17 protein-coding genes are annotated in these 24565 nt (G+C 72.0%); 9 read left to right on the top strand and 8 right to left on the bottom strand.

The annotated features are described in order from the left end of the window. The first annotated feature begins 7 nt into the window (after positions 1-7). On the top strand, positions 8-850 hold the full coding sequence (locus ABUW04_RS17835; RefSeq protein WP_380565683.1) for a carbohydrate ABC transporter permease: 843 nt from the start codon (positions 8-10) through the stop codon (positions 848-850). 126 nt (positions 851-976) lie between these two features. Then, positions 977-1957, top strand: coding sequence for a hydroxyacid dehydrogenase (locus ABUW04_RS17830; protein ID WP_380565682.1), 981 nt, complete (start codon positions 977-979; stop codon positions 1955-1957). A gap of 63 nt (positions 1958-2020) precedes the next feature. On the opposite strand, the gene ABUW04_RS17825 is transcribed toward ABUW04_RS17830, so the two are convergent. The 3 genes from ABUW04_RS17825 to ABUW04_RS17815 all read right to left on the bottom strand — a co-directional run bounded on the left by ABUW04_RS17825 (position 2021) and on the right by ABUW04_RS17815 (position 4713). Next, a complete protein-coding gene (locus ABUW04_RS17825) occupies positions 2021-2968 on the bottom strand; it encodes a glycoside hydrolase family 6 protein (RefSeq protein WP_380565681.1) in 948 nt (315 codons plus the stop codon). 11 nt (positions 2969-2979) lie between these two features. Beyond that, positions 2980-4326: a glycoside hydrolase family 6 protein gene (locus ABUW04_RS17820; RefSeq protein ID WP_380565680.1), complete on the bottom strand. Its 1347-nt coding sequence runs from the start codon at positions 4324-4326 to the stop codon at positions 2980-2982. 210 nt (positions 4327-4536) lie between these two features. After that, the gene (locus ABUW04_RS17815) at positions 4537-4713 is read right to left on the bottom strand and encodes a hypothetical protein (protein ID WP_380565679.1); all 177 of its coding nucleotides are present in this window, start codon (positions 4711-4713) and stop codon (positions 4537-4539) included. Between ABUW04_RS17815 and ABUW04_RS17810 the strand changes: the two genes are divergently transcribed. Then, positions 4712-5713 (top strand): LacI family DNA-binding transcriptional regulator, encoded by a 1002-nt coding sequence (locus tag ABUW04_RS17810; RefSeq protein ID WP_380565678.1) that lies wholly within the window; start codon positions 4712-4714, stop codon positions 5711-5713. The genes ABUW04_RS17815 and ABUW04_RS17810 overlap by 2 nt on opposite strands. Positions 5714-5725: 12 nt before the next feature. Here the strand turns inward: ABUW04_RS17810 and ABUW04_RS17805 are convergent, their stop codons facing one another. The 3 genes from ABUW04_RS17805 to ABUW04_RS17795 form a co-directional block, all read right to left on the bottom strand. Then, positions 5726-8992, bottom strand: coding sequence for a TIM-barrel domain-containing protein (locus ABUW04_RS17805; RefSeq protein WP_380565677.1), 3267 nt, complete (start codon positions 8990-8992; stop codon positions 5726-5728). Positions 8993-9229: 237 nt separating this feature from the next. Continuing rightward, complete coding sequence (locus ABUW04_RS17800) at positions 9230-10501, bottom strand: MFS transporter (RefSeq protein WP_380565676.1); 1272 nt, start codon at positions 10499-10501, stop codon at positions 9230-9232. Further along, positions 10494-11609 (bottom strand): metallophosphoesterase, encoded by a 1116-nt coding sequence (locus ABUW04_RS17795; RefSeq protein ID WP_380565675.1) that lies wholly within the window; start codon positions 11607-11609, stop codon positions 10494-10496. The genes ABUW04_RS17800 and ABUW04_RS17795 overlap by 8 nt, the downstream gene beginning before the upstream one ends. 281 nt (positions 11610-11890) lie before the next feature. Here ABUW04_RS17795 and ABUW04_RS17790 point away from each other — a divergent pair, with 281 nt between their 5' ends. The 3 genes from ABUW04_RS17790 (at position 11891) to ABUW04_RS17780 (ending at position 13692) form a co-directional block, all read left to right on the top strand. Beyond that, positions 11891-12469 (top strand): Uma2 family endonuclease, encoded by a 579-nt coding sequence (locus ABUW04_RS17790; RefSeq protein WP_380565674.1) that lies wholly within the window; start codon positions 11891-11893, stop codon positions 12467-12469. Continuing rightward, on the top strand, positions 12466-12663 hold the full coding sequence (locus ABUW04_RS17785; RefSeq protein WP_030257034.1) for a helix-turn-helix domain-containing protein: 198 nt from the start codon (positions 12466-12468) through the stop codon (positions 12661-12663). Before ABUW04_RS17790 ends, ABUW04_RS17785 begins: the two co-directional genes overlap by 4 nt. Before the next feature lie 159 nt (positions 12664-12822). Next, positions 12823-13692 (top strand): class I SAM-dependent methyltransferase, encoded by an 870-nt coding sequence (locus ABUW04_RS17780; protein WP_380565673.1) that lies wholly within the window; start codon positions 12823-12825, stop codon positions 13690-13692. Positions 13693-13707: 15 nt separating this feature from the next. Here the strand turns inward: ABUW04_RS17780 and ABUW04_RS17775 are convergent, their stop codons facing one another. After that, complete coding sequence (locus tag ABUW04_RS17775; RefSeq protein ID WP_380565672.1) at positions 13708-14367, bottom strand: TetR/AcrR family transcriptional regulator; 660 nt, start codon at positions 14365-14367, stop codon at positions 13708-13710. A 105-nt stretch (positions 14368-14472) separates the two neighbouring features. On the opposite strand from ABUW04_RS17775, the gene ABUW04_RS17770 reads away from it, so the two are divergent. The 3 genes from ABUW04_RS17770 (at position 14473) to ABUW04_RS17760 (ending at position 21512) form a co-directional block, all read left to right on the top strand. Next, complete coding sequence (locus ABUW04_RS17770; RefSeq protein ID WP_380565671.1) at positions 14473-15420, top strand: SDR family NAD(P)-dependent oxidoreductase; 948 nt, start codon at positions 14473-14475, stop codon at positions 15418-15420. Between the two features lie 319 nt (positions 15421-15739). After that, the gene (gene lanKC / locus ABUW04_RS17765) at positions 15740-18346 is read left to right on the top strand and encodes a class III lanthionine synthetase LanKC (RefSeq protein WP_380565670.1); all 2607 of its coding nucleotides are present in this window, start codon (positions 15740-15742) and stop codon (positions 18344-18346) included. A 370-nt stretch (positions 18347-18716) separates the two neighbouring features. Next, positions 18717-21512 carry a helix-turn-helix transcriptional regulator gene (locus ABUW04_RS17760; protein WP_380565669.1) on the top strand — a complete coding sequence of 932 codons (2796 nt, stop codon included), beginning with the start codon at positions 18717-18719 and terminating at the stop codon, positions 21510-21512. Between the two features lie 14 nt (positions 21513-21526). On the opposite strand, the gene ABUW04_RS17755 is transcribed toward ABUW04_RS17760, so the two are convergent. Beyond that, positions 21527-24445, bottom strand: a complete 2919-nt coding sequence (locus ABUW04_RS17755) for a helix-turn-helix transcriptional regulator (protein ID WP_380565668.1) — start codon at positions 24443-24445, stop codon at positions 21527-21529. Positions 24446-24565 lie beyond the last annotated feature (120 nt).

The raw sequence follows: 24565 nt of genomic DNA, 5'->3' as shown, positions 1-24565 counted from the left end.
TGCCCCCATGCGTACCGGCCCGATCGCCCGCACCGGCAGGCGCGGCCTGCTCTACCTCGCCCTCACCGCAGGTGGACTGCTCTGGCTCTACCCGTTCCTGTGGGCCATCGGCGGCTCGCTCAAGAGCGACGACGACTTCTTCGCCACCGGTCTTGACCCGTTCACCACCCACCCGCAGTGGTCCAACTACAGCCAGGCCTGGGAGGAGGGGGACTTCGGCCGCTACTTCCTCAACACCGTGCTCTTCGCCGGCGGGACCGTCGTGCTCACCGTGCTGGCCACCGCCATGGCCGGCTACGTCCTGGCCCGCACCGAGTTCCCCGGCAGGAAGGCCGTGCTCGCCCTGATCGGCGCGACGCTGTTCCTGCCGCACGGCTACACCATCATCCCGGTGTTCGACCTCATCCAGCGGCTGCACCTGCTCAACACCCTGTGGGCGCTGATCATCGTGCAGTCGGCCAGCGGCATGGTCTTCGGCACCTTCCTGTTCATGGGCTACTTCTCCACCATCGACCGGGGGTTGGAGGAGGCCGCCCGGGTGGACGGAGCCGACTTCCACCAGGTGTTCTGGCGGATCATGCTGCCGCTGTCCGGGCCGATGCTGGCCACCGTCGCGCTGTTCAGCTGTATCAACGCCTGGAACAGCTTCTTCGTCCCGCTGGTGTTCACGCTGTCGCGGCCGGACCTGCACACGCTCACGGTCGGCATGTTCACCTTCCTCGGCGAGAACTCCACCGCCTGGACGCTGGTCTGCGCCGGGTCGGTGATCACCCTGCTGCCCATCGTCGCCGTCTTCCTCGGGCTGCAGCGGTACTTCGTCAACGGTCTCGCCGGAGCGGTCAAGGAGTAGGCCCTGCGGACGACCGACCTGCGCCCCCGGCAGCGCGTCTGCCGGGGGCGCAGCACGTACCCGCGAAGACCGCGAAGCCCACGAAGCCCACGTACCCACAGGGAAACCCACAGAGAAGGAGTCCGCGTGGCCGGCCTGCCCGCAGTCCTGGCGTTCGACCCCGTCCACACCGCCGCCGTCTTCCCGCCGGACGTGCTGGCCCGCCTCGGCCGCAGCCTGGACCTGCGCGGCCCCTACCCGAGCCTGGGCGGCGTCGACCTCGCCGACACCGAGGTCGTGGTCACCGGCTGGGGCGGGCCGCCGATCGACGCCGCTGTGCTGGACCGGGCCCCGCGGCTGCGCGCCGTGCTGCACTCGGCCGGTTCGGTCAAGGCGTTCGTGGGTCCGGAGGTGTTCGAGCGCGGGATACAGGTGTCCTCGGCGGCCGGGGTCAACGCCGTGCCCGTCGCCGAGTACACCCTCGCCGCACTGGTCCTGGCGGCCAAGCGGGTACTGCCGGCGGGCCGCCGCGCCCCGGTGGACGAGCGGCAGGTGACCACGCCCACCGGCATCGGACTGCGCGGCCGGGCCGTGGGCGTGGTCGGGGCGTCCCGGGTCGGACGGCTGGTGGTGGCGGGCCTGGTGGTGGCGGGCGCGCGGGTGCTGCTGGCCGACCCCTACCTCGGTGCGGAGGCCGCCTCGGCGATGGGGGCCGAGCTCACCGGGCTCGACGCCCTCTGCCGCAGCTGCGACCTGGTCACCGTCCACGCCCCGGAACTGCCGTCCACCAGGCACATGTTCGACCGCCGGCGGTTGGGGCTGCTGCCCGACGGGACCGTGCTCGTCAACACCTCCCGAGGCTCGCTGCTCGACCACGAGGCGCTCGCGGAGGAGTGCGGCGCCGGCCGTCTCGCCGCGGTGTTGGACGTCACCGACCCGGAGCCGCTGCCGCCGGACCACCCGCTGCTGTCGCTGCCCGAGGTGCTGATCACCCCGCACGTGGCCGGGGCGTCGGGGCGCGAGCGGCGACTGCTCGGGGAGTTCACCGCCGCCGAGGCGGAACGGCTGACGGCAGGTCAGGCCCTGCAGGGGCTGGTGCGCTGGGACGAGCTCTCCCGGTCGGCCTGATCCGCGGTACGGGGCAGGGTCCGTCAGGATCCCTGCCCCGCAACGGTGTTCAGGCGGCGTCCGTCATGTTCCGTTGATCAGTGCGACGGCCAGCGCCGGATCGAAGGTTCCGGCGGGGGTGGTCGGATCGGTCCCGCACTCCCCGTCGGAGACCCCCGGTGTCTTCACCCACAGCAGCAGGTCGGCTCCGCCGCCCGACTGCGGGGTGGTGCCCAGCTTCGCCCCGGACGGGTTGCACCACTCGCCGTCCGAGCCGTTGCCGTTGCGGCTGGTGTCCACCACGAAGTGCGAACTCCCGCCGAGCGAGGCGTTGATGGAGCTCGCGTAGGTCTCCGACGAGCCGGTGGTGTAGAAGTTCGAGACGTTCACCGAGAAGCCGCGGATGTTGGCCACACCGGCGGCCTTCAGCTCGGCCGCCATGGTCGCCGGAGCCACCCAGTTGGTGTGTCCGGCGTCCAGGTAGGCCCAGGTGTCGGTCGCCTTCGTCTGGAACATCCGGGTCGCGAACAGCAGCATCGCGGTCCGCGAGGACTGCTGAGCCGCCGTCAGGCAGCTGTAGTCCGACAGGGCGTCGGGCTCGATCACCACCACGGCGGGCCGGGCGGCGACGGCCGCGGCGAAGGTGGAGATCCAGGACTCGTACGCGCTGACGCTGCTCGCGCCGCCGCCCGAGTAGCCGCTGCACGCGTCCCGGTCGGGGATGTCGTAGGCGACCAGCACCGGCACCTTGCCGTGGCTGTAGGCCGTACCGACATAACTGCTCACCTCCGTACCGATGTCGCCGCCATCGTCCCCGAACCAACGGGCGATCGGCTCGGCGGCGATGGCGGACCGGATACTCGCCGCCCTCGAGTCGGACGGGTTGGCCGCCACCCACGCCGCCGGGGCCGAGGCGGGGTTGACGTAGAAGCCGCTCGTTCCCGAGAGCGGGTCGGCGGAGGCGCTCGGCGCTGCGAACAGGCAGCAGGCGAACGAAACCAGGACGGTGCCGAGCAGGGCGCTGCGGCGCATGGCGGGCCCCCTCACCGGTTCCGGTTGAAGGTCAGGACCGGGTCGGCGTTGCCGACCAGCGTCAGCGCCATCTCGGGCCACCAGGCCCCGGCGACCGGGTCCACTGCCCCGTACTCCGGATCGACGGTCCCGCCCGGGATGCTGCGGTTGCACTGGCCGTCGGAGGTGCCGATCGTCTTCACGTACAGGTAGGCGTCCGCCAGTGGGACCTGGGTGTCGGCGGTCGGACGGGCACCTATGCCGCGGCCCGGTGCGTTGCACCAGGTCTGCGGGTCACCCGCGTACTTGCCCGGGGGCGGCGTCCAGACGCCCTGGCCGTTGCGGCTGGTGTCCACGACGAAATGGGTGAGCTGGTCCGCGGGCGGCGTGCCGACGTTCTTGTCGAACCAGGCGTCGGTCCAGTGCCAGGTGCTGTAGTCGTTGGCGGACACCTTGTCGCCGGGCAGCGAGTCGTTGGGGGCGGAGGCCGAGTAGTACTGGCTCGCGCAGTAGTTGGTGTGGCCCGCGGCCCAGGCCGGCCCCTCGGTGGCGAACCAGATGCACTTGGCGACCCAGCTACCGTACTGATCGGACTGGGCGGTCGGCTGGGTGCTGGAGACGTTCAGCGAGAAGCCCTGGACCTGGGCCACTCCGGCCCGGATCAGCCGGGAGGCGGCGTCGCCGACGGCGAGCCAGTGGCTGTTCCCGGCGTCGAGGTAGACCGAGGCACCGGGCTGTGCCTCCAGCACGCCGACCGCGTACCTGAGGTCGGCGAGCCGGGCCGCGCTGAGCGCGCCGGTCGGGTCGGTGGCCGCGCCGCAGTCCGAGGGCAGGTTCGCCAGGGCGTCCGGCTCCAGGATGACGACGGCCTTGCTCCGGCCCAGGCCCTTGGCGAACGCCGCGATCCACGCCTGGTAGTCGGCGTCCGACTGGGCTCCGCCCGCCGAGTACTGCGAGCAGTCGCGCAACGGGATGTCGTAGGCGACCAGCACCGGAACCGACCGCTGCGCCGCGGCCTTCCGGACCAGGTTCTTCACCTTGTGGTTCACCTGGGTGGGCGTGTCGTCGCCGAACCAGGTCGCACCGGGCCAACTGGCCAGCTTCGCCATGGCGGTGGCGTCGGCGAGGTCGTGCCGGAACAGGTCCGTCCTCGCCTGCTTCGCCGCGAAGCCGTCCGGGTTGACGTAGAAGCGGGTGCCGGGGGCGAGGGTGCGGGTCGAGGAACTGGAGGTTGGGGTGGCGGTGGAGGTGGAGGTGGCGTCCGCGGGTGGGGTCGCGGCGGCTGTGGCCGAGCCCGTCACGGCCAGGCCGAGGCCGGTCATGAGGACGACGGTCAGCAGGGCGAGCGGTCTGTTGCGCAGGTGCGGGTGGATCGGCATGACGGGACCTCTTCGATGGCAGGGTCCCGGCCCGGAGCGGCGTCAGTGCTCGATGGTCGCGTCGGCCACCGACCGTGTCAACGGCTGCGACTCGGATAATTTTCCCCGTCGAAACACTTCCCAGACGGCGGGGCGTCCTTCTAGCCTGCGACTGTTACCGCTCCCAGTTTTCATGGGAGCAGACGTCAACACCGGTCCGAAACTGCGGCGTCAACCCAGTTCAATGGTGTTGTTCAGACTGTAACCGCTCACAGAAAAGCCGGTCGGCACTGGATCGGAGGTACCCGCGTCGCCGAGAACCGCCGGGCCCTGGGGCGCGGCGGCCGGCGAGGCATACAGTTCTGGTGGTCCCCGTCCGCGATGCAGGAACAGGAGCAGCTCGTACATGAGCAATCGGCAGCCCACGCTCGACGAGGTGGCGGAGCGCGCCGGTGTCTCCCGGGGCACCGTCTCGCGGGTCATCAACGATCGCCACCACGTCAGCGCCAAGGCCCGACTGGCCGTGCAGAGCGCCATCGCGGAGCTCGGCTACGTGCCCAGCATGGCGGCCCGGTCGCTCGCCTCCCAGCGCCGCGGTGCGGTCGTCCTGGCGATCTCCAGCGACGACCCCGCACTGTTCGCCAACCTCTTCTTCGCCGAGGTGATCGCCGGCGTCAACGCGGTCATCGAGGAGACCGACCTCCAACTCCTGCTGGTCCTGGCCGCCTCGGAGCGCGGCCGGAGCAGACTCGCCCGGATCCTGCAGTCACGGGGCGCGGACGGGGTCATGCTGCTGGCGCTGCGCGAGAACGACCCGCTGGCGAAGGTGGCCGAGGCCGGAGGCGTCCCGGTGGTCCACGGCGGCCGTCCGCTGGACGGGACACCGCGCTGGTACGTGGATGCCGACAACCGCGGTGGAGCCCGGCAGGCCGTGGAACACCTGGTCGCCACCGGACGCAGCCGCATCGCCACCGTCACCGGTCCGCAGGACCTGAACGCCGGCGTCTCCCGCTACCTGGGCTACCGCGAGGCGATGGCGCTGGCCGGGCTGAGCGACCACCGGGTGGCCCACGCCGACTTCACCGAGGCCGGCGGTGCCGCGGCCACCGGCCGGCTCCTCGACGAACACCCGGACCTGGACGCGGTGTTCGTCGCCTCCGACGCGATGGCGGCCGCCGCCCTCGGCGTGCTGCGCGAGCGCGGCCGTACGGTACCGGGCGACGTCGCGGTCGTCGGCTTCAACGACGTCCGGGCGGCCCAGCACACCCGGCCGGCCCTCACCACCGTTCGGCAGCCCATCATCGCGCTCGGCCGCGAGATGACCCGCATGCTGGTCCGCCTGATCGACGGTGAGGAGCCGACCCCGCTGATCCTGCCCACCGAACTGGTGGTCAGGGAGTCGACGTGACCGCGGAGGCCGTCAGCCGAAGCTGACGGTGACCGGCCGGTGCACGCTCTGCCGGGGCAGGGTGACGGACAGGGTGCGGGTCGCGCTGTCGAAGTGGTAGTCGTCGGGGGACAGTCGGGAACCGTCGGCGCTGACGCTGCCGGCCGGCGCCGTGACACCGGTGAGCAGGACGGTCCACTGCCGGGACTGCACCTGGCCGGGGAACGATCCGGAGGTCGGACTGATCGTCACCGTGCGCCTGGTGCCGCTCTCCTGGTACCGGATCGCGGTCGTGGCGCCGTGGCCGGGCCTGGTGGTGGTCCCGTTGTCCTCGTAGAGGGTGTAGGAGCCGGAGGCGCCAGCGGCGACGGTGAGGGTGACCTTCGTCAGCGGGGACTGGTCGTTGCTGGTGACGTCGTCGGTGCGGGTGGGGATGATCGCACCGGCCTTGACGAACACCGGCATGGTGTCCAGGCCGGTGGTGACGGACTGGGTGGTGCCGCCGGTGTAGGTCTGTCCGGTGAAGTAGTCGGTCCACTGGCCGGGTGGGAACCACACCGAGGTGGTGGCGGTGGTGCCGGGCGTGGTGACCGGGGCGACCAGCATGTCCGGCCCGTAGAAGTACTCGCTGCCGGCGGTGGCGTACGCCTGGGGCTCGTCCGGGTACTCCAGGTAGGTCGGGCGGGTCACCGGGACGCCGGTGGCATTGGCCTGCTCGGCGAGCGAGTAGGTGTACGGCACCAGGTTCTCGCGCAGGTTGAGGAACTTGTCGGCCGAGGCGCGGGCGGCGGTCCCGTACTGCCAGGGCAGCCGGTCGCTGTGGTTGCTGTGCAGGCGGTCGATCGGCTGGAAGGTGCCCAGCTGGACCCAGCGCGCGTACAGGTCGTCCGGGAGTTTGTGGGTGGTGAGGGTCTGTCCGCCGGAGGTGTAGGTCTCCGAACCGGTCAGCCCGGTGGTGTCGTTGTGGCCGCCGATGTCGTGGCTGATCGCCGACATGCCGGTGGCGGCCGCCTCACCGGGGGTGTAGCCGACCTCCGCCTTGAGGGTGCCCCAGGTGGAGGAGGTGTCGCCGGTGAAGTGGACGGTGGTGCGCTTGTCGGCCCAGGGCCCGGTCGGCAGGGCTGCGTTGCCGCCGGACTGCAGGGAGCCGTAGGCACGGGAGAGCACGAAGCCGCGGCCGATGGACTTGTCGGCGTCGGTGGCGTACTGCTGGTTGATCCAGGCGTCGGGGGTGACGCCGGGCACCGAGGACTGCGAGGAGTCGCAGCACCAGTCGAGCCACCAGAAGTCGTTGCCCTGCTGGTCCATGGTCTGATGCAGGTTCAGGTACGCCTGCAGCTGGTCGGGGTCGCCGAAATCGAAGGTGTAGCAGTCTCCGGCGCCGCTGCTGGCGGCAGGTGCGCAACCACCCTTCTGCAGCTTGCCCTTGGCGGTCGCCTGGGCCTGGGCGAACTGCGGGTCGGAACTGAGGATGCTCGGGTGGATGTTGAGCGTGTTGTGCAGACCCTGGGAGGCGGACCAGTCGAAGAACGCCTTGGGGTCAGGGAACTTGGCGGTGTCGATCTCCCAACCGCTCCAGGTGTTGGGGGACTTGAAGTCGGTGTCGGTCACCAGGACGTCCAGTGGCACGCCTTCGGAGCGGAAGGCGGGCAGGATCGTGTTCTCGTAGTCGGCGGCAGTGCGGTCGATGTACTCCGAGTACCACACCCCGTAGGCCCACTCCGGGAGCAGCTCGGCCGGACCGGTCAGTGTCGCCAGGTCGGACAGGCCCTGCTGGTAGTCGTGCCCGTAGCCGAAGACATAGCCGTCCTGGTACGGGGTGCCGCCGTGCGAGGGACGCTGGGTGACCTGTCGGGTGCCGGTGTCGTACAGGGCGGAGGTGGTGTCGTCGAGCAGGTACCAGCCGTCCTGGTACAGCAGTCCCGGCGTGGTCGCCGGTGCGCCGTTGTCGCCGTTGACGCCGTCGAGGCTGCGGCGGTAGCCGCCGAGCGCCAGGTGCGGCTGCGGGGCGGGGGCTCCGGCCGCGGTGACGGCCACCGTGTCGAGGTTGACATGGCAGCTCGTGGCCGCTGGGCAGCCGATGGTGAGGTCGTCTGCGCCGGCCTTGAGCGTGATCGGCACCGAGGCGGTCTGCCAGCTGTCCCAGCCTCCGGTGACCGGCAGCGACAGGGTCTGTGACGTACCGCCGGCGGACACGGTGGCGCTGCGGGTCTGGTAGAGACCGTCGCCGCCGGTGCCGTTGGCGTAACGCACCTGCAGTGCGTAGCTGCCGTCTGCCGGTACGCCGACCAGATGGGCCGACACGCTCGACCCCTGGTTCAGCTCCGCGACGAACCCGCTGCCGGAGTAGCCGGTGTGGTCGGTGGCCACGACGGCCGAGCCGGCGAGGCGGGCGGCCTCCGCCTCACAGCTCACCGCAAACCGGCAGTCCGTGATCGCGGTCGTGGACACCGGCGGGTAGGCGGCGCCCGGGTTCACCAGGGCCACGCTGTCGATGTTCACATTGCCGGAGTCGGTGGCGGTCCTGGCCAGCGTGACCGTGTGGTGTCCGGCGCCGAGTTGCACCGAGGTGGTCGCCAGGCTCCAGGAGTCCCAGTTGGGGGTGGTCGGCAGGCTCAGCGTGCGGCTCGCGCCGCCGTCCACCGACAGGGTCAGTGTTCGCGTGGTGGACTGGCCGTCCCCGCCGACGGAGTTGGCGTAGCGGGTGTCGAACTGGTAGGTCCCGGACGCGGCGACGTCGACGTCGGCCGACAGCGAGTTGCCCGTCCCCTGGAAGCCGGCCAGGAAGCCGGAGCCGGTGTAGCCGGTGTGGTCCGTGGCGGTACTGAGCCCGCTGTACGACAGGCGCTCGGCCTCGCAGAGGGCGCCCAGGGCGCAGGTCAGCTGCTGCCACGGGGTGGCGATGACCGGCGCCCCGCCGGCCGACAGCTGCACGGAGAGGTTCTGGGCGTTGAACGCGCCCGACCCCACCTGGTACCGCAGGGTGAGCGCGCTGGTGCTGACGGTCAGCCAGCCGTTGGAGGTGCTGGTGGTGTAGGTGGTCGGCGTGAACGCGGTGCGGCCGACGGCGTTGAAGGTCGCGCTGTCGGTGAACCTGCCGTCCTGCGCGTACTCCGTGCGGATCAGCGTCGGTGACAGCACCTCGAAGCGCGCCCCGCCGGAGGTCACCGTGGCGAGCCGGTGGACTGCGGCGGCCCCCGCCGACTCCCCCGCTGACGCCGGTCCGGCACCGACCGTCGCCATGGCCGCCATGCTGACGGCCAGTGCGACGACGGTGGCCCGCCGTCGGAGTAAGCGCATCACGCGCTGCGCTGGGCTTCTTCTCATGGGAGGGCCGCACCCCATTCCATCGTTGGAATCTCTGTACGTGGCATGACATCACACCCTCAGGACGGTGTCCATGAGTCCGGCGCCAGCTGCGGGGTTCCGCTCGTCAGCGCCGTCGGGGCGGTCGCCCTGCCACCGTCCGGGCTTCCAACGTTGTTACTGCTTGAACGGCAGCGGCTCCGATCTCAACCCCTGCGTGGTCGCTCCGGATCACGCCTCACTGCCCCGGGCCAGGATCCGACCGGTCGCGCTGCTCGGGCGCATGAGCAGATGGCTGGCTGCCGCCCACAGGGTGGCGGTCGCGATCAGGGCCGTGAGGAGTGCCCACAGGGGTGTCCGCAGCAGGAAGAGGATGCCTGCCAGGCTGTACATGATGAGATTGGCGAAGAGGATGATCTGGTTCACCCAGCCCCACAGCCCCTGCTGGGACACGTTCTCCCGGGCCGCCAGTCGGGACAGCGCGGAGCGCATGGCACCGCTGACCAGGGCGGAGCAGCAGCCGAGCGCGAGGAAGGCCAGGTAGGGCAGCGGTCCGGAGCCGAACGACCAGGCCACCAGGCCCACCGCGTACAACGCCGCCATCAGGTTCATCGGAACCGTCCAGGTGGGCCGGCGTGTTGACACCCCGAGGGCGGCGAGGCCACCGAGGCCGTAGCAGCCCAGGGCCAGTCCGACCTGCCCCGCCGAGAAGCCGAGTCCCTGCTGGAATCTCGGCATCTCGACCGCGTTCAACAGCGCTCCGGTGAGCATGAAGCTGAACCAGACGACCATGCCGCGGGTCAGCAACGGACCGGTGTGCTGCGGGCGTCCGGCCCAGGAGAAGAGTCTCCGCGGTCCGGCCGGGGCGCTCTCGGCAGGTTCCTGGTCGGGAACGTGCTGGAAGTGTCGGGGCAGCAGAATCGCCACCCCGATCAGGAAGCTCCCAGCGTCGAGGGCGAACAGGAGCCCCACCCCGAGTGCCTGGCTGAGCGCACCGCCGACGGCGGGCGCCAGCACCAGGGTCAGCGAACCCGCAGCGCCCACCGCCGTATAGGTCGACTCACGCACCGCACTGCTCACGGACGTGGTAACCAGGGTGAACAGCAGCGGGTTGGCGACGGCGCGCAGGAACATGGCGAGCGCGACGAACGCGTAGACGTAGGGCAGCGAGCGGTAGCCGACACACATCGTGAGGGAGAGCAGAGCCAGCACGACCTGCGTCGCCGCCCAGGCGCGGTAGGTGTGTCGGCCGCCGATCCGGTCGGAGACCGCACGCGCCCCCAACAGGGCCGGAACGGTCTGCGCGAAGAACACTCCGGCGCTGGCCGCCGAACCGTACTTCTCCTGGACGGCGACCACCACGGCCAGGAACGTCAGCCAGTTCCCCGTCTGCGAGACGGCGGCGGCCAGCACCAGGCGCCGGCGCAGTCGGGACTCCGCCGGTGCCGCCGTGTCTGTGGTCGCTCTCTGACGTTCCGTCTGTTCCTGGGTGCCGTCAGCCATTCGACCGCAGGGTGAGCAGGGTGATCTCGCTCGGTGCGAAGACGCGGAACGGCGGGCCCCAGAAGCCGGTGCCACGACTGGTGTAGAGCTGAGTACGTGCTCCGTGCCGGCTCAGGCCGTGGACCACCGGCTGGTCGATGCGGACCAGGAAGTTGAAGGGCCAGATCTGCCCGCCGTGGGTGTGTCCGGAGACCTGCAGGTCGATTCCGGCGCTCGCGGCCTGTCCGACGTACTTGGGCTGGTGGGCGACGAGCAGCACCGGCAGTTCCGGGTCGGCTCCCGCCAGTGCGCCGTCCAGGTTCGCCCGGTGTCCGGCCAGCCCGGAGGAGGCCGCGGTCACGTCGTCCACGCCCGCGAGCACCAGGCTGTCGCCGCCGCGCTGGACCACCAGATGGCGGTTGTGCAGCGGCTCCCAGCCCAGTTCGGCCATGTGGTCGAGCCATCCCTGGGCCTCGCCGAAGTACTCGTGGTTGCCGGTGACGTACACCTTCGCCAGCTGCGAGCGCATCGTCCCGAGCGGTGCGGCCTGCCCGCGGCGCTGGTCCAGGGTGCCGTCGGCGATGTCGCCCGCGTGGCAGACGATGTCGGCGTCCAGCTCGTTGACCGCCTCGGCGACCCGCGCGGACCAGTCGGCCCGGTCGATCGGGCCGTAGTGGGTGTCGGCCAGCACCACGACCCGCGTCCCGTCCAGGCCACGGCCGAGCCGCGGGACGGTGACGTCCAGGCGCTTGACCCGGGGCAGGCGCATGGCCTCGTGGTGGCCCCAGACCAGCAGGACTGCGGCGACCACCGCGACGGCGACAGCCACGATCCTGGACCGGGCCGGGTCACCGACACCGAAGGCGAACAGGACCAGCCGCAGCAGGCCGCTCAGCGCCGACCAGGCGAACAGCACCCAGACGATCCCCAGCGTGGTGTCCGCCGCGCGGGCCGCCGGGTCGGACCGCCTGCGCCCGTGCCCCCGGACCATCAGCACCGGGAAGGCGAACAGGGCAGCCGCGAAGACGACGGAGCCGACCAGGACCACCGGGAACGGCCAGTCGGCACCGGCCGCGAACAGCGTCCACCAGGGCAGCAGGAACAGCAGGACGAGCACGGCAACGACCACGGACCCGCCCAGCAGCCGGCGCAGACCCCGACCACCTCCGCCACCGGTTTCGGCTTCTGGTGACGCCCCGTCATCTCCCCTGGGTTCCGGGCCACCGACGCCGGCCACCGCCACGGCCGGGTCCGACAACCGGGACTCATTGCCTGTCGTCACTCCGCTACCCCTCATATCCGCCGTCAGCCTGCCGACTCCATCATCCGGCATGCGGTGCGGCGCCCCTCGGGCACGGTGCCCTGCGGCCACACCGGGCTATGCCCTATAGGTTATGCAAGGATGGCTGCATGCAGACTCAGGAGGAGATCTACCGGCGTCTGCGCGACCTGCGCAATGAACTCGGCGTGGTATCCGGCCGTTACGGCGAGATCAGCGATGGCGAGATCGTCATGATGATGAGTCCTGTGCCGATGCATGCGTACATCGCCAGAAGCATCGCCCGACAGCTGGACGCCCAACTGCCTCCGCCCCTGGGCGCTTTCGAGAATGCCGACACTGATGACGCCGCCCTGGGAAAGCTGCGCATCCCCGATGTTCTGGTCGTGCCCGAGGATGCGATGAAGAGCGTCGACCCGCTGGACCCGCACGAGATCAGCCTTGCCGTGGAGATCGTCTCGCGATCCAACCCGAATACGGACTATGTCGACAAAGTGGCCGACTATCCGGCCATGGGAATCCCCCACTACCTGATCATCGACCCGCGCGACGGTACCGCGCGCCATCACTGGCAGATCGCAACGCAGAACGGGCACCCGGCCTACCTCAACCAGGTCTCCTACGGCTTCGGCGACAAGATTCGCATCGGCGACTGGACCATCGACACCGCCGACCTGCCCCGGTACAGCGACGACCAGAGGCCGGCATGACCCCGGGCCGGCTCGTACGGGAGCGCCGCGAAGCGATCGGCTGGTCCCAGGCCCGGCTCGCCCAAGCCGCGCAGACCCGTCAGCCCGTCATCTCCCGTATCGAATCCGGGCGTCTCAACCCCACCGTCGACATGCTCGCCCGGCTGGCCAACGCCATGGATGCCGAGCTCACCCTCACGCTCCTCCCGCGCTGACAACGCCACCCCTGCCTGCCGAGGTCCGACATCGGTGCGAGCTCCCATTGGGCCGCAGGTCGGGCGGTTCTTGCGCGGCTGGCAGGCTGGGGGGTCATTGTCTTGCTGTTTCCGGGAGCACTCGTGCCGTTCGCGCATGCTTCTCCTAGCGTGAGCGGTATGACGCACGCATCCCCGCACACATCATCCCCGCACACACCATCCCCGCACGCAACGGAGCACGACTCCGACGACCATGCGGAACTCCTCGACCTGGATGCCGAGGTGCTCGCCGAGCACCTCGCCGACATCACCGGCTGGCTGCCCGTCGGCGCCGATCCCCGGCAGATCGTGGATCTGGGCTGCGGGACCGGGGCCGGTACCTTCGCGCTGCTGGAGCGCTTCCCCCGGGCCCAAGTGACCGCCGTCGACACCTCCGCCGGCCATCTGGCCCGGCTGCTCCGGAAGGCCGAGGCAGCGGGCCTGGCCGACCGGGTGCACGCCGTCCAGGCCGACCTCGACGCCGGCTGGCCCGATCTGGGCAGGCCGGAGCTGATCTGGGCATCGGCCTCGATGCACCACATGGCCGACCCCGGGCGTACGTTGCGCCGGGTGCGCGACACGCTCGCTCCGGGCGGACTGTTCGCCGTGGTGGAGCTGGCCGGCTTCCCCAGGTTCCTGCCCGAGGGCGCCCCCGAGGACCGTCCCGGTCTGGAGGAGCGCTGCCATGCCGCCAACGACCGGCACCACGCCGAGCACGTGCCGCACCGCGGTGCCGACTGGGGTTCCGAGCTCACCGCCGCCGGCTTCACCGTCGAGGCCGAACGCACCGTCAGCGTGGACATCGGGCCGCCGCACACCGACGCGGTCGGCCGCTACGCCCTCGGCAGCCTGCGCCGCATGCGAGGCAGCGTCGCCCAGGTCCTGGCGGCCGAGGACCTCGCCGCCCTCGACCGACTACTGGACACCGAAGGACCGGACAGCATCCTGCGCCGCGACGACCTGGCGGTGCGCACCGAGCGCATGGTCTGGGCGGCACGGCGCAGCTGAGGGTGCACGGTCTGACTACGCCTTCCGACCGTCCGCCGGCTCCGACTCCGGCGCCACCCGCAGGCCGCGCAGCAGCACGTCCAGGAGTGAGTCCACCGACGCGATGCTCAGGTCTGCGCGGCGGGCGGTCACCCAGTACATCAGCGAGCCGAGGATGGCGTCCACGACAGCGCCGAAGTCCGCGTCCGGACGCACCTCGCCGGCCTCGGCGGCCAGGCGGAGGCGGTCGATCAGTCCGGTCCGCTGGACCTGCGTGAAGCGTTCGTAGAGCCGCTCGGCGGTGGCCGGGTCCTCGCTCGCCGCCGAGGTGACGGCCCGGATCCGGCCGGCCCGGACCGGGTCGACGAAGTCCCGGGCCAGGGCGTGCACCCATGCCCGGACGTCCTGGTCCACCGATCCGCCGCGGGCCGGCGGCGCGAGGTAGAAGGGCTGCGCCTCCTCCAGCACCGCGTCCGCCACGACCATCCCCTTCGAGGGCCACCAGCGGTAGATGGTGTCCTTGCCCACCCCGGCCCGCGACGCGATCCCGCCGATCGACAGCCGCTCGTAGCCCAGCTCGCCGATGAGCTCGCGGGTCGCCGAGAGGATGGCGAGCCGCGACGCCTCACTGCGCTTGCGACCCGGGCCGGGGCGCACATCCTTGCTGGTGGGAGGGGTCTTGCTGGGCTCACTCACCGGCCAATCATAGGTCGGCCGCCGACGCGCCGGGCCTGTGTTGCTTCCGTGCCATGTCGGAGTTACGGTTTCAATACGGGACGACTCGTATCGAAATGGACAACCATGACTCTGCTGACCACTCCTTTCAACCGCGACACCACCGCCGACGAGGTGCTGCACGGCGTGGACCTCTCCGGCCGGCGTGCCGTGGTCACCGGCGGCTCCTCCGGAGTCGGTCTGGAGACCGCGCGGGCGCTGGCCCGGGCCGGCGCCGAGGTGACCCTGGCGGTGCGCGACACCGCCAAGGGCGCCGGGGTCGCCGCCGAGATCACCGCGGACACCGGCAACACTCAGGTCGCGGTGGCTCCGCTGGAGCTCACCGACCTGGACTCGGTGCGCGCCTTCGCCGCCGACTGGCAGGGCCCGCTGCACATCCTGGTGAACAACGCCGGGATCATGGCGCTGCCCGAGCTGCAGCTCACCCCGCAGGGGTGGGAGACCCAGTTCGCCACCAACCACCTGGGCCACTTCGCCCTGGCGACCGGGCTGCACCGGGCGCTGGCCGCAGAGGGCGGACGGATCGTCGCGGTCAGCTCGACCGCGCACCTGTACTCGCCGGTCGTCTTCGAGGACATCCACTACGCGCAACGGCCCTACCTCCCGATCGAGGCCTACGGCCAGTCCAAGACCGCGATCGTGCTGTTCGCCGCGGAGGCGGGCCGGCGCTGGGCCGCCGACGGCATCACCGCCAACTCGCTGATGCCAGGCGGCATCCGTACGCCGCTGCAGCGCTACGCCTACGGCGACGACATGTCGGACCAGGCGCGCGCCGTCTACGACAGCTACCCGTGGCGCTCCGCCGCCCAGGGGGCCGCCACCTCGGCGCTGCTGGCCGGCTCGCCGCTGGTCGAGGGGGTCACCGGACGGTACTTCCAGAACAGCGCGGAGGCCCCGGTGATCGCACCCGAGGCGATCGGCTCGGACCTCGAACCGGTGGGCGTCGCCGGGTACGCGCTCGACCCGGAGGCCGCGCGGCGGCTGTGGGAGGTGTCCGCCGCCGCCGTCGGCTGACGGCTGGCGCATCGTCCGCCCGGCCGGGCTGCGGGCATACCCGTCGCATACCGGACGCAGCCGAAAAGCGAACCGGGGGTTCCTAACGTCGACCGTGACACATGGGGACCGGCCGGGTCCCCCTCGGCACAGGAACAGGTGATCCGGATGGCCCAGATCCTCGCCCTTCAGGAACTCGACGTGGAGCAGGAGGAGAGCCTGTTCGCCCCCTGCTTCAGCATCGTCGGCAGCAGCATCACCGTTCACACCCAGTGACCTCCTGCGCCGGTCGAGCCGCAGCTGACAGTGGATCGCATCGCAGGCCCTGAGGAGAGATCACGTGCTCGACGCCCTCGCTGAGTCGCTCGCGGACCAGGAGTACTACGCTCCGCTCGCGACGATGGCCGATCCGGGCCCGCGCTTCGCGCCCAGCCGGCCGGAACCCCGCTGGCTCCGGGTGGAGCAGGACATCTGGACGGTGTGGAGCGAGCCGGACTCCCGGCGCCCCGAGCAGGGCTGGAAGATCCATGTGTCGGCGCGGCTCGACCGTGCCCAGCAGGTGCTCGACCGGGTGGCGGAGGTCTGCTTCGCGCAGCGGGTGCCGTTCAAGCACATCGCCGCCCGGACCTTCTTCCTGATCCTGCATCACAAGCACGCCCACCGGGCCCAGGCGGGCAAGTTCTGCGCGATCTACCCGCCGGACACGGAGACCGCGCGGCGGCTGCTCGGCCTGCTGTCCGAGGCGCTGCGCGACGAGGACGGTCCCTACATCCTCTCGGACCGCCGCTTCGGCGACTCCCGCACCGTCCACTACCGCTACGGGGCGTTCGGCGCCCGGGGCAGGCTGCTGCCCGACGGCACCAGGCAGGGTCTGGTCCGCGACGGCGCGGGGCACGATGTCGCGGACGAGCGCCGGCCGTACTTCGTGCTGCCCGACGGGATCACCGATCCCTTCGTCGCGGAGCAACCCGCACCGCACTCGGGCGCGATCCTGATCCGCGACTACGAGGTGCTCGCGGCGCTGCAGCCGAGCAACGCCGGTGGGACGTACCAGGCCCGGGACACCCGCACCGGCCGCCGCGTCTTCATCAAGGAGGCGCGCGCCCACAACGGCCTTACCTGGGACGGCAGAAGCGCGCAGCAGCGGCTGCGGCACGAGTACGAGGTGCTGACCGCCCTCCATGCGGCGGCTCCCGGTGTGTGTCCGGAGCCGCTGGACCACTTCACCGAGTGGGAGCACGACTTCCTGGTCACCGAGTTCGTCGAGGGGGATCCGCTGCGGACCTGGCTGAGCCGCATCTCTCCGCTGATGCGGAGCGGGCGGTCGGCCGCGGACTACCCGGCGTTCTTCGGCCTCTGCCGGGGCGTGCTGGACGGCCTGGACCGAACCCTGGACCAACTGCACGCGCTGGGGTACCGATTCGGCGACATCAGTCTCGGGAACGTCCTCGTCACGCCGTCGGGCGAGGCCAGGCTCGTCGACTTCGAGGCCGCCACCGCGCTGGACGGGCCCCCGGTGGCCATGGGTACCAGGGGCTTCTCGCCGCCCACCGCTCTGCTGCGCGACAGCGACGACCCGTTTCTGACGGACCGTTACGGCATGGCCGCGCTGGCCCTCGCCTGCTTCGCACCCTTCCATGACGTCGCCGAACAGGCCCCCGCCGCACTGACGTTGCTGCGTCACGAGCTCGGAACGGCCGCGGCGGCGCCACCGGAGGACCTGTGGACCCGGGCCACCACCTTCCACCGGGTCGCCGCCAGGGCCGATGGAACCGCGTCCGCCGCGCCGCCCTCCCCCGCCGAGGTCGACGCCGATCCGCTGGGCTGCCTGGGCCGGCTCGCCGACCAGGTGGCGGAGGGCCTGCTGGCGACGGCCGACACCGGCCGCAAGGACCGGGTCTTCCCACCGCCGCCCGAGGCGTTCGGCGCCAACACCGTGTGCGTGGCCTACGGCACCGCCGGTGTGGTGCACGCCCTGCACCGGGCCGGGGTGCCGATCCCGGACGAGATCGAGAAGCGGCTCCGCCACGACGCCCTGACCCGCCGTGGCGAACTTCCACCCGGCCTGGACACCGGTACCGCCGGGATCGCCCGCGTCCTGGCGGCGCTCGGCCGACTGGACGAGGCGGTCGACCTCGCCGGGCACGCCGACGGCCACCCCCTCACCGCGTCCTGCACCACCCTGGCCGGTGGACGGGCCGGGGTCGGCCTGACCTGGCTCGCCCTGCACCGGCACACCCGGGACAGCCGCCATCTGGAGCGGGCCGCCGCCGCGGGCGACGCCATCCTGGCCACCGCCGACCTGGTGCCCACCCTCGGCCCCGACGACGCCCGCGGGCTGTTCCACGGCCGCTCCGGACTGGCTCTTTTCCTGCACCACCTGGGCGGCGAGACCGGCGACGAACGCTACCGCGCGGCCGGACTGCGGCTGCTGCACCAGGAGTTGGACCGGTCGATCGCCATGGACGACGGCACCCTGTCCTTCGCGGACAACGCCGTGATCAGGCGTGCCATGCCCTATCTGGCCATCGGCGCGGCGGGCGTGGGGACCGCGCTGACCCGGTACGCGGCCACCGGCCAGGACGAACGCATCGCGGCGGCACTGCCGTTGGTGACGGCCGGCGCCTCCGTGGCGACCTGGACCAAGGAGGCGGGCCTGTACGGCGGGCTGGCCGGACTGGCCTGGTCCCTGGCCGACCACGCGGAGGCCGACGGCGGCGACACCGCCCGCGCGGCCGCCGTCCGGTCCGCCACCGGCCTGCTCAAGTACGCCGTCCCGCACACCCGCGGCGTCCGCTTCCTCGGCTCGCAGGCGCACCGCTTCAGCGCCGATCTGTCCAGCGGCGCGGCCGGAGTCCTGCTGGCCCTGCACCGCGTCCTGCACGGGCCCGGGGACGAGGTGTTCACCCTGGACCCGGCCACCGGGACCCCCGCGCACCGCGGGTGAACCACAGCGAAGGAACCACAACCGAGAAGGAGAGTCACCCCATGACCCAGATCCTCGCCCTGCAGGCCCTGGACACCGAGCCCCAGGAGGTCGCCACCTTCTGCATCAGCTCCGGTTGGAGCGACTGGAGCATCCACACGGCCTGACCCGATGCGAACCACCGACCCCGGCCCGCGCCTCCCGCACGGGCCGGGGTCGTGCTTTCGAGGGGTCGCTTCCGAGGGGTCGCTTCCGAGCGGAACGGCGCAGGTCCCGGCCGGGCTACGTACGAGATTTGCGTAGTATCACGGATGCTTCCTGGCCCCACGATTGGAAAACTCACCACAAGCACGGACACACCGGGTTGTCGGATCCCCCGAAGGGAGCACCAGTGGTCCAGGCGAACGGCAACTCACCGGGGCAGTTCGGAACCCCGCCGCCCCAGGACGACCGTGGCAGGGATCCGGGAGCCGAAACGGTCGGCGAGCTGGTCTCGCTGACCACGCGCGAACGGCAGGTCGCGGCTCTCGTCGCGGAGGGTCTCAGCAGCGCGGCGATCGCCGCCGAGCTCTACCTCAGCCCCCGCACCGTGGAGACCCACATCGCCCGGATCTACCGCAAGACCGGGGTGTCCTCCCGCGCCGCACTGGCCTCCATCGTGACCCGCAGCAAGGCCGACCCGCCCGCGCCTGCCGACCCGCCCGCTGACATCGCCCCGCGGACGCCGCGGGCGGCGCGGGGCAGCCGACTGGTCGGGCGAGGCGTCGAAGTCGATTCGGTGACAAGGGCGTTGGCGGATCTCAAGGCGGGCACGGGCCGGGCGATCGCGCTGGTCGGGGAGCCGGGCATCGGCAAGAGCTCGCTGCTGCGGACGGCTGCGGCGCAGGCCCGGGACCAGGGGATCCAGGTCCTCACCGCACACGGCGGCCACCCGGCCCTGCCCGCGCTCCTCGGCGGGCCGGGCACCATGGACCTGCACGAGGTGGCGGCGCACGCCGCCGACCGTGCCGCCGTCATGGCGGTGGTGGACGACCTGCACGATCTCGCCGCCGACCGCATTGCCGACATCGAGCGGCTGATCGAAACGACAGCTGCCGGCCCGGTGCTGTGCCTGCTGTCCTACCGGCAGCGCCAGTTGTCGCCGGCGCTGGCGGCCGTGCTCTCCCGGGCGTCGTCCGCCGGGTTCCTGGAGGTGTGGAGCCTGGGGCCGCTCTCCCAGGAGCAGGCTCGCGAACTGCTCGGCGACCGGCCGAACCTGGACCAGGTGCACCGCGAGGCCGAGGGCAATCCCCAGTACCTCCAGATCATGGCCGCCGACGACCGGACGGCGGTCGACGCCGAGACGGCGATCCTCGGTGAACTCACCGGCCTCGACGCCCGTGCGCTGGCCGTGGTGCAGGCAGCGGCGGTCCTGGACGGGCCGTTCCACCCGGAGTTGCTGGCCGGCGTCGCGGGTCTGGAGCTGTCAGTGGTGATGGCCGCGCTGGACTCACTGGCCCGGCTGGACCTGGTCCGCCCGGCCGAGCCCGCCTCGCAGTTGACGCTGCGTCATCCCGCGATCGGAAAGGTGGTCTACCGGCGGCTCGAACCCGGCCGCCGCACCGAACTGCACCGGATGGCCGAGGCCGAACTGGCAGCACGGGCGGCGCCGATCGCGGAACGCGCCCACCATGTCGCGCGAGCCGCGGATCCACGGCGGCCGGAACACGCGACCACCCTGATCGCGGCGGCCCGCGGCATGATCTACACCTCCCCCGCTGTCGCCAAGGGCCATCTGCAGGCGGCGCTGTCGCTGCTCCAGGAGGGCGGTGCGCACTGGTACGAGGCCAAGGTCCTGCTCGCCCGCACCCGGCTGCTCACCGGGGACGCCTCCGAGAGCCGTGCGCTGCTGGAGGCCCTGCGCTCGGACATCCCCGGCGGACCGCCCGGTGACGCGACCGCGCTCGCCGACTCCAGCCGGATCGAACGGCGGCTGGGCCGGTACACCGAGGCCGGTGCGCTGGCCCGCGCCGGGCTCGCTGCGTTGACCGACGACGACTCGGCGACGGCCGCGGCCCTGCATTCCGAACTGGCCGACTACGCCTACGACGTGCAGGACTTCGAGACGTCCCGGCAGCACGCCGAGACCGCGGCGGCACTGGCGCACGGGCACGGGGACCGGGTCGGCGAGACCTACGCCCTGGGCAAGGCGGCCCTCGCCCATCTGTTCACCAGCGACCAGGACAGTGCGCTGACGACGCTGCGCAAGGCCGCCGAACTCCTGGACGCCGTCCCCGACTCGACGCTGGTGGCCAACCTGGAGGCCGCGTTCCAGGTGGGCATGGCGGAAGGGATGCTGGGACGGCTGGTGGACTCCGAACGCCATCTCACCCGTGGCGCGGTGCTGTCCCGGCGCACCGGGCAGACCTACATCCATCCGCAGATGGTGACGGTGCTCGGCAACGCCCAGCTGCGTGCGGGGAACCTGCACGGCGCACTGGCGACCCTGGACGAGGCCGACCACCAGGTCAGACGGATCGGCGACACCGCGACCGAGGCGGTGCTGATGACGCTGCGGGCCGAGGCCCTGTTCTGGCGCGACGGCCCCGGCGACCTGACGGACGCGACCGAAACCGCCGAACGCGTCATGGCGTCCGTCGGCTCCACGCTGACCTCCTGGGCCGTCTCCGTCCGCTGCACCACCGCCGAGTTCGTCCTGCACGCCGGCGACCCGGCCCGGGCCGGATGGCTGCTGCTCGACGCCGCGGGCGGCGAGGGGCTGCCGAGGTTCACCGCCTGGCGCAGACCCCGCTGGTGCGAGAGCCTGACCCAGGTGGCGGCCGCCGAGGGCGACCAGGATGCGGCCGACCGCTGGGCCCGGTTGGCCGAGGAGAGCGTCGAACAGCTGCCCTCCGCGGGCCGGCGGGGCTTCGCCCTGCGGGCGCGGATGCGGGCCCGGGTGCTGCGTGGCGACACCGACGGAGCACTCCGCAGCGCCCGGGACGCGATAGCCGACTTCGCCACCTGCGGTGAACGCCTGGAGCTGGCCCGCACCCTGCTCACCGCGGCCGCACTGGCCCTGGACGCCGGCCGGACCGACGCGGTGGGCGGCCGGCTGGACCGGGCCGCGGTCCTGGCCGACCAGTGCGGCTCGGCCCGGCTGGCAGCCGGTGTCACCACCCAGCGGGCGCGGCTTGCCGATCGGTAGTGCATCCAGTCCCCTCACCGGGTGGCCTGGTGGCTCGGAGCGTCGGGGAACTGGGCCAGGACACCGATCAGGGCGGAGCGTGAACTGACGCCGAGTTTGCGGAAGATCCGGGTGAGGTGGCTCTCGACGGTCTTGACCGACAGGAACAGGCTGCTCGCGATGGCACGGTTGGACATGCCGCGGGCCACCAGGTCGGAGATGTGGCGCTCCTGTTCGGACAGCGTGCGGTCGGCCGCCCGGCTCCGCCCCGGACGGGGGCGCCGGGCACCCAGGCTGCGCTGGGCGTTGACGGCGAGCGCGCCCAGGTGCGCGGCGCCGTGGGTGTCGGCGATCCGCTTGGCACGGCCGATGGCGGCGGCGGCCTCGTCGTCCTGTCCGGCGCGGGCCAGTGCCCGGCCGAGGAGGAGCCTGGCGCGGCCCTCGGCCGTCACCAGTCCGCCGACCGCGAAGAAGTCGACCGCTGCGGCGAAGAGGGCTGCGGCGGCGGCCGGGTCTCCGTCCTGGACGCATCCGTTGGCCAGGGCGGCATAGCCCAGCTGTCCCGGGAGCCGAACGGCCTCGGCCGCCTCGTCGGCGTGCTTGGCCCATTCGCGCGCCGCCGCGAGGTCCCCCCTGGCCGTCTCGGCCTGGGCCGCGGTGCAGCACCACATGGCCCGCAGCGCGTGCGTGGTCACCGAGCGGTTGCTGCCGGTGATGGTGCGCAGCAGGTCGAGGCAGTCGTCGGGACGCCCCTGGTCGAGCCGGACGGAGGCGAGCACCGCGGTCGAGAGTTCCCACAGGCGGCCACGGCGGCCCACCGAGTGCACAGCGCGTTCGGCGGCCTCGACGGCGGCCTCCGGGCTGTCCCGCAGCGCGGTGGCCGCAGCGCGCAGCGCCAGCGCGTACCCGATCAGGTCCGGCCGGTCGAGCAGGTGGGCCATCTCCTCCGCCTCGGCCGCCGACTCGATCCCCCCGGCCAGATCACCGGTCGCCTGCTGTGCGTACGACAGGCAGAGCAGCAGGTACGGCAGCATGTAGCTCTGTCCGTTCAGGCGGGCCACCCGGATGCCCCGGTCCATGTGCCGGATCGCGTCGTGATGGCGTTCGGCCAGGACCTCGGCCCAGCCGAGCTGTCCGACCTCGTCCAGGAAGGTCGCCAGCTCCTGGTCCTCCATCAGATCGATCGCGGTCGCCGCCTCGGTGGCGTACGCCCGCAGTGGCGCGACCCTGCCGCCGTACGCGGCGCCCAGGGCGCGGCAGGCGGCCGCGGAGGTGAGGGTCCGGCGGTCGGGTGCGGGCGTGTCGGCGAGCAGGGCGTCGAGGAGGCCGTCCGCCTCGTCGGTCCTCCCCTGGCCCACACGGGTGGTGGCGAGTTGGAGCCGGAGCGGATTCGCGCGCGGGTCCGTCGTCGGCCAGCGGGTCAGTTCGTCCACCAGCACGGTCTCCGACACCTTGATGCTGCCGATGATCCGTTCGATGATCGAGCGCAGTGCCACGATCGGTATCCGCCGGTCGGGCCGGTCGGGCGGGACCAGGTCCAGGGCCCGGCCGAGGGTGTCACGGCAGGCGGCGAGTTCGCCGGTCACGCCGTAGGCGTTGGCCAGCCCGAGCAGCATCCCGAGTCGGTCCAGGACCGACTCCTCGGAGCCGTCCGGGACGGACAGGTACAGCGCCGCCCGCAGCCAGGCCGCCCCGGTCGCGGGCGCCGAGTGGACGGTCTGCGTGGCCGCCTCGGTCAGCACCCGGACGGCCTCGGTGTCGCCCATCTGCGCGGCGCGCGCGATGTAGGGTGCGCGCTCCACGGTGCCGGCCCCGCTCCTGCGCAGGGCCTCGTCGGCGCGGGCGTTCGCGGCCAGCCGCCAGCCGGGCGGCGTCTCGCCGGAGACCACCTCGCGGAGCAGCGGATGCCGGAACTGCAGGAGTTGGCGTACCTCCGGCTGCGGTCCCGGCGGCCGGCACGAGCGGATCAGATCCGTCCCGGAGAGGACGTCGAGGGCCTCCAGGGCCGGTCCGGTGGCCAGGCCGGACACGGCGGCCAGCAGGAGCGGGTCGAAGGGGTCGCCGAGCACGGCGGCGGCGCGCAGCACCGCCAGCTCGTCCGCCGTGAGCAGGGCGATCTCACGCGCCAGCGCGGCCCGCAGGGTGGCCGGGAGGTCGCTGAAGTCGGTGGCGCCCTCGGTGGTGAGCTCGGAGAGCACTTCGAGGTAGAGCGGATTGCCCCCGCTCACCGTGCACAGCTGCTCCCGCTGGGCGCGTGTGTGCGCGGTGCCGAGCAGGCGGTGGCAGGACTGCCGGTCCAGCGGGGAGAGCGGCAGGCCGACGGTGCGGTAGCCGACGGCGGCGTGCTGGAAGGAGGCGAGCAGCTTCGCCGGTGCCTGCCGTGGCCGGTGCGCGCAGGCGAGGATCAACGCCGCCCGGGGCGGCTGCCGCAGCAGGTGGTGCAGCAGTTCCACGCTGCCCTCGTCGGCCCAGTGCAGGTCGTCCAGGCAGAGCAGTACCCCGCGGCCCCGGTCGGCGTCGGCGAGGAGCCGGCCGAAGGCGTGGTGGAGTCGGTAGCGTTCCACGCCGGGAGAGGGCGGCGGTCCGTCGTGCGGTGCCGCCGTCCGGGGAAGTACCAGGTCCAGCAGGGCCGCGGTCTCCAGGTCCAGGGTCTCGTGCCAACGCTCCGTCAGTCGGCCCACGCACCCCCGGACGGGTTCGGCGAACGCCCCGAAGGAACGCTCCTGCTCGAACTCCGAGGCCCGACCGCTCAGCACGGTGAGCCCCTCGGCCCGGGCCAGGGCGCCGAGTTCGTCGAGCATCCGGGACTTGCCGAGTCCGGGGTCGCCGGTGATCTCGATGACCGTCGAGGCGCCGCCGGCGCAGCCGGCCACGGCGGACCGCAGGACGGACATCTCGTGCTCCCGGCCCGTCAGCGGTCGTGCCTCGGACTGCTGGTGGCGCTGTGCGCTCATCGGCCTCCTCAACTCCAGCCCCGCGTGAGCGGTTCGTGTGGTGAAGCCAGGAGCACTCCGGGCTCCCTCGATCATCGGACATGACATGTCCACCGGGCGTCCGGGGAACTACGTACTCTC

It is taken from the genome of Streptacidiphilus jeojiensis (assembly GCF_042510965.1).
Lineage (GTDB): Bacteria > Actinomycetota > Actinomycetes > Streptomycetales > Streptomycetaceae > Streptacidiphilus > Streptacidiphilus jeojiensis.
This window is presented reverse-complemented; position numbering and strand designations above follow the sequence as displayed.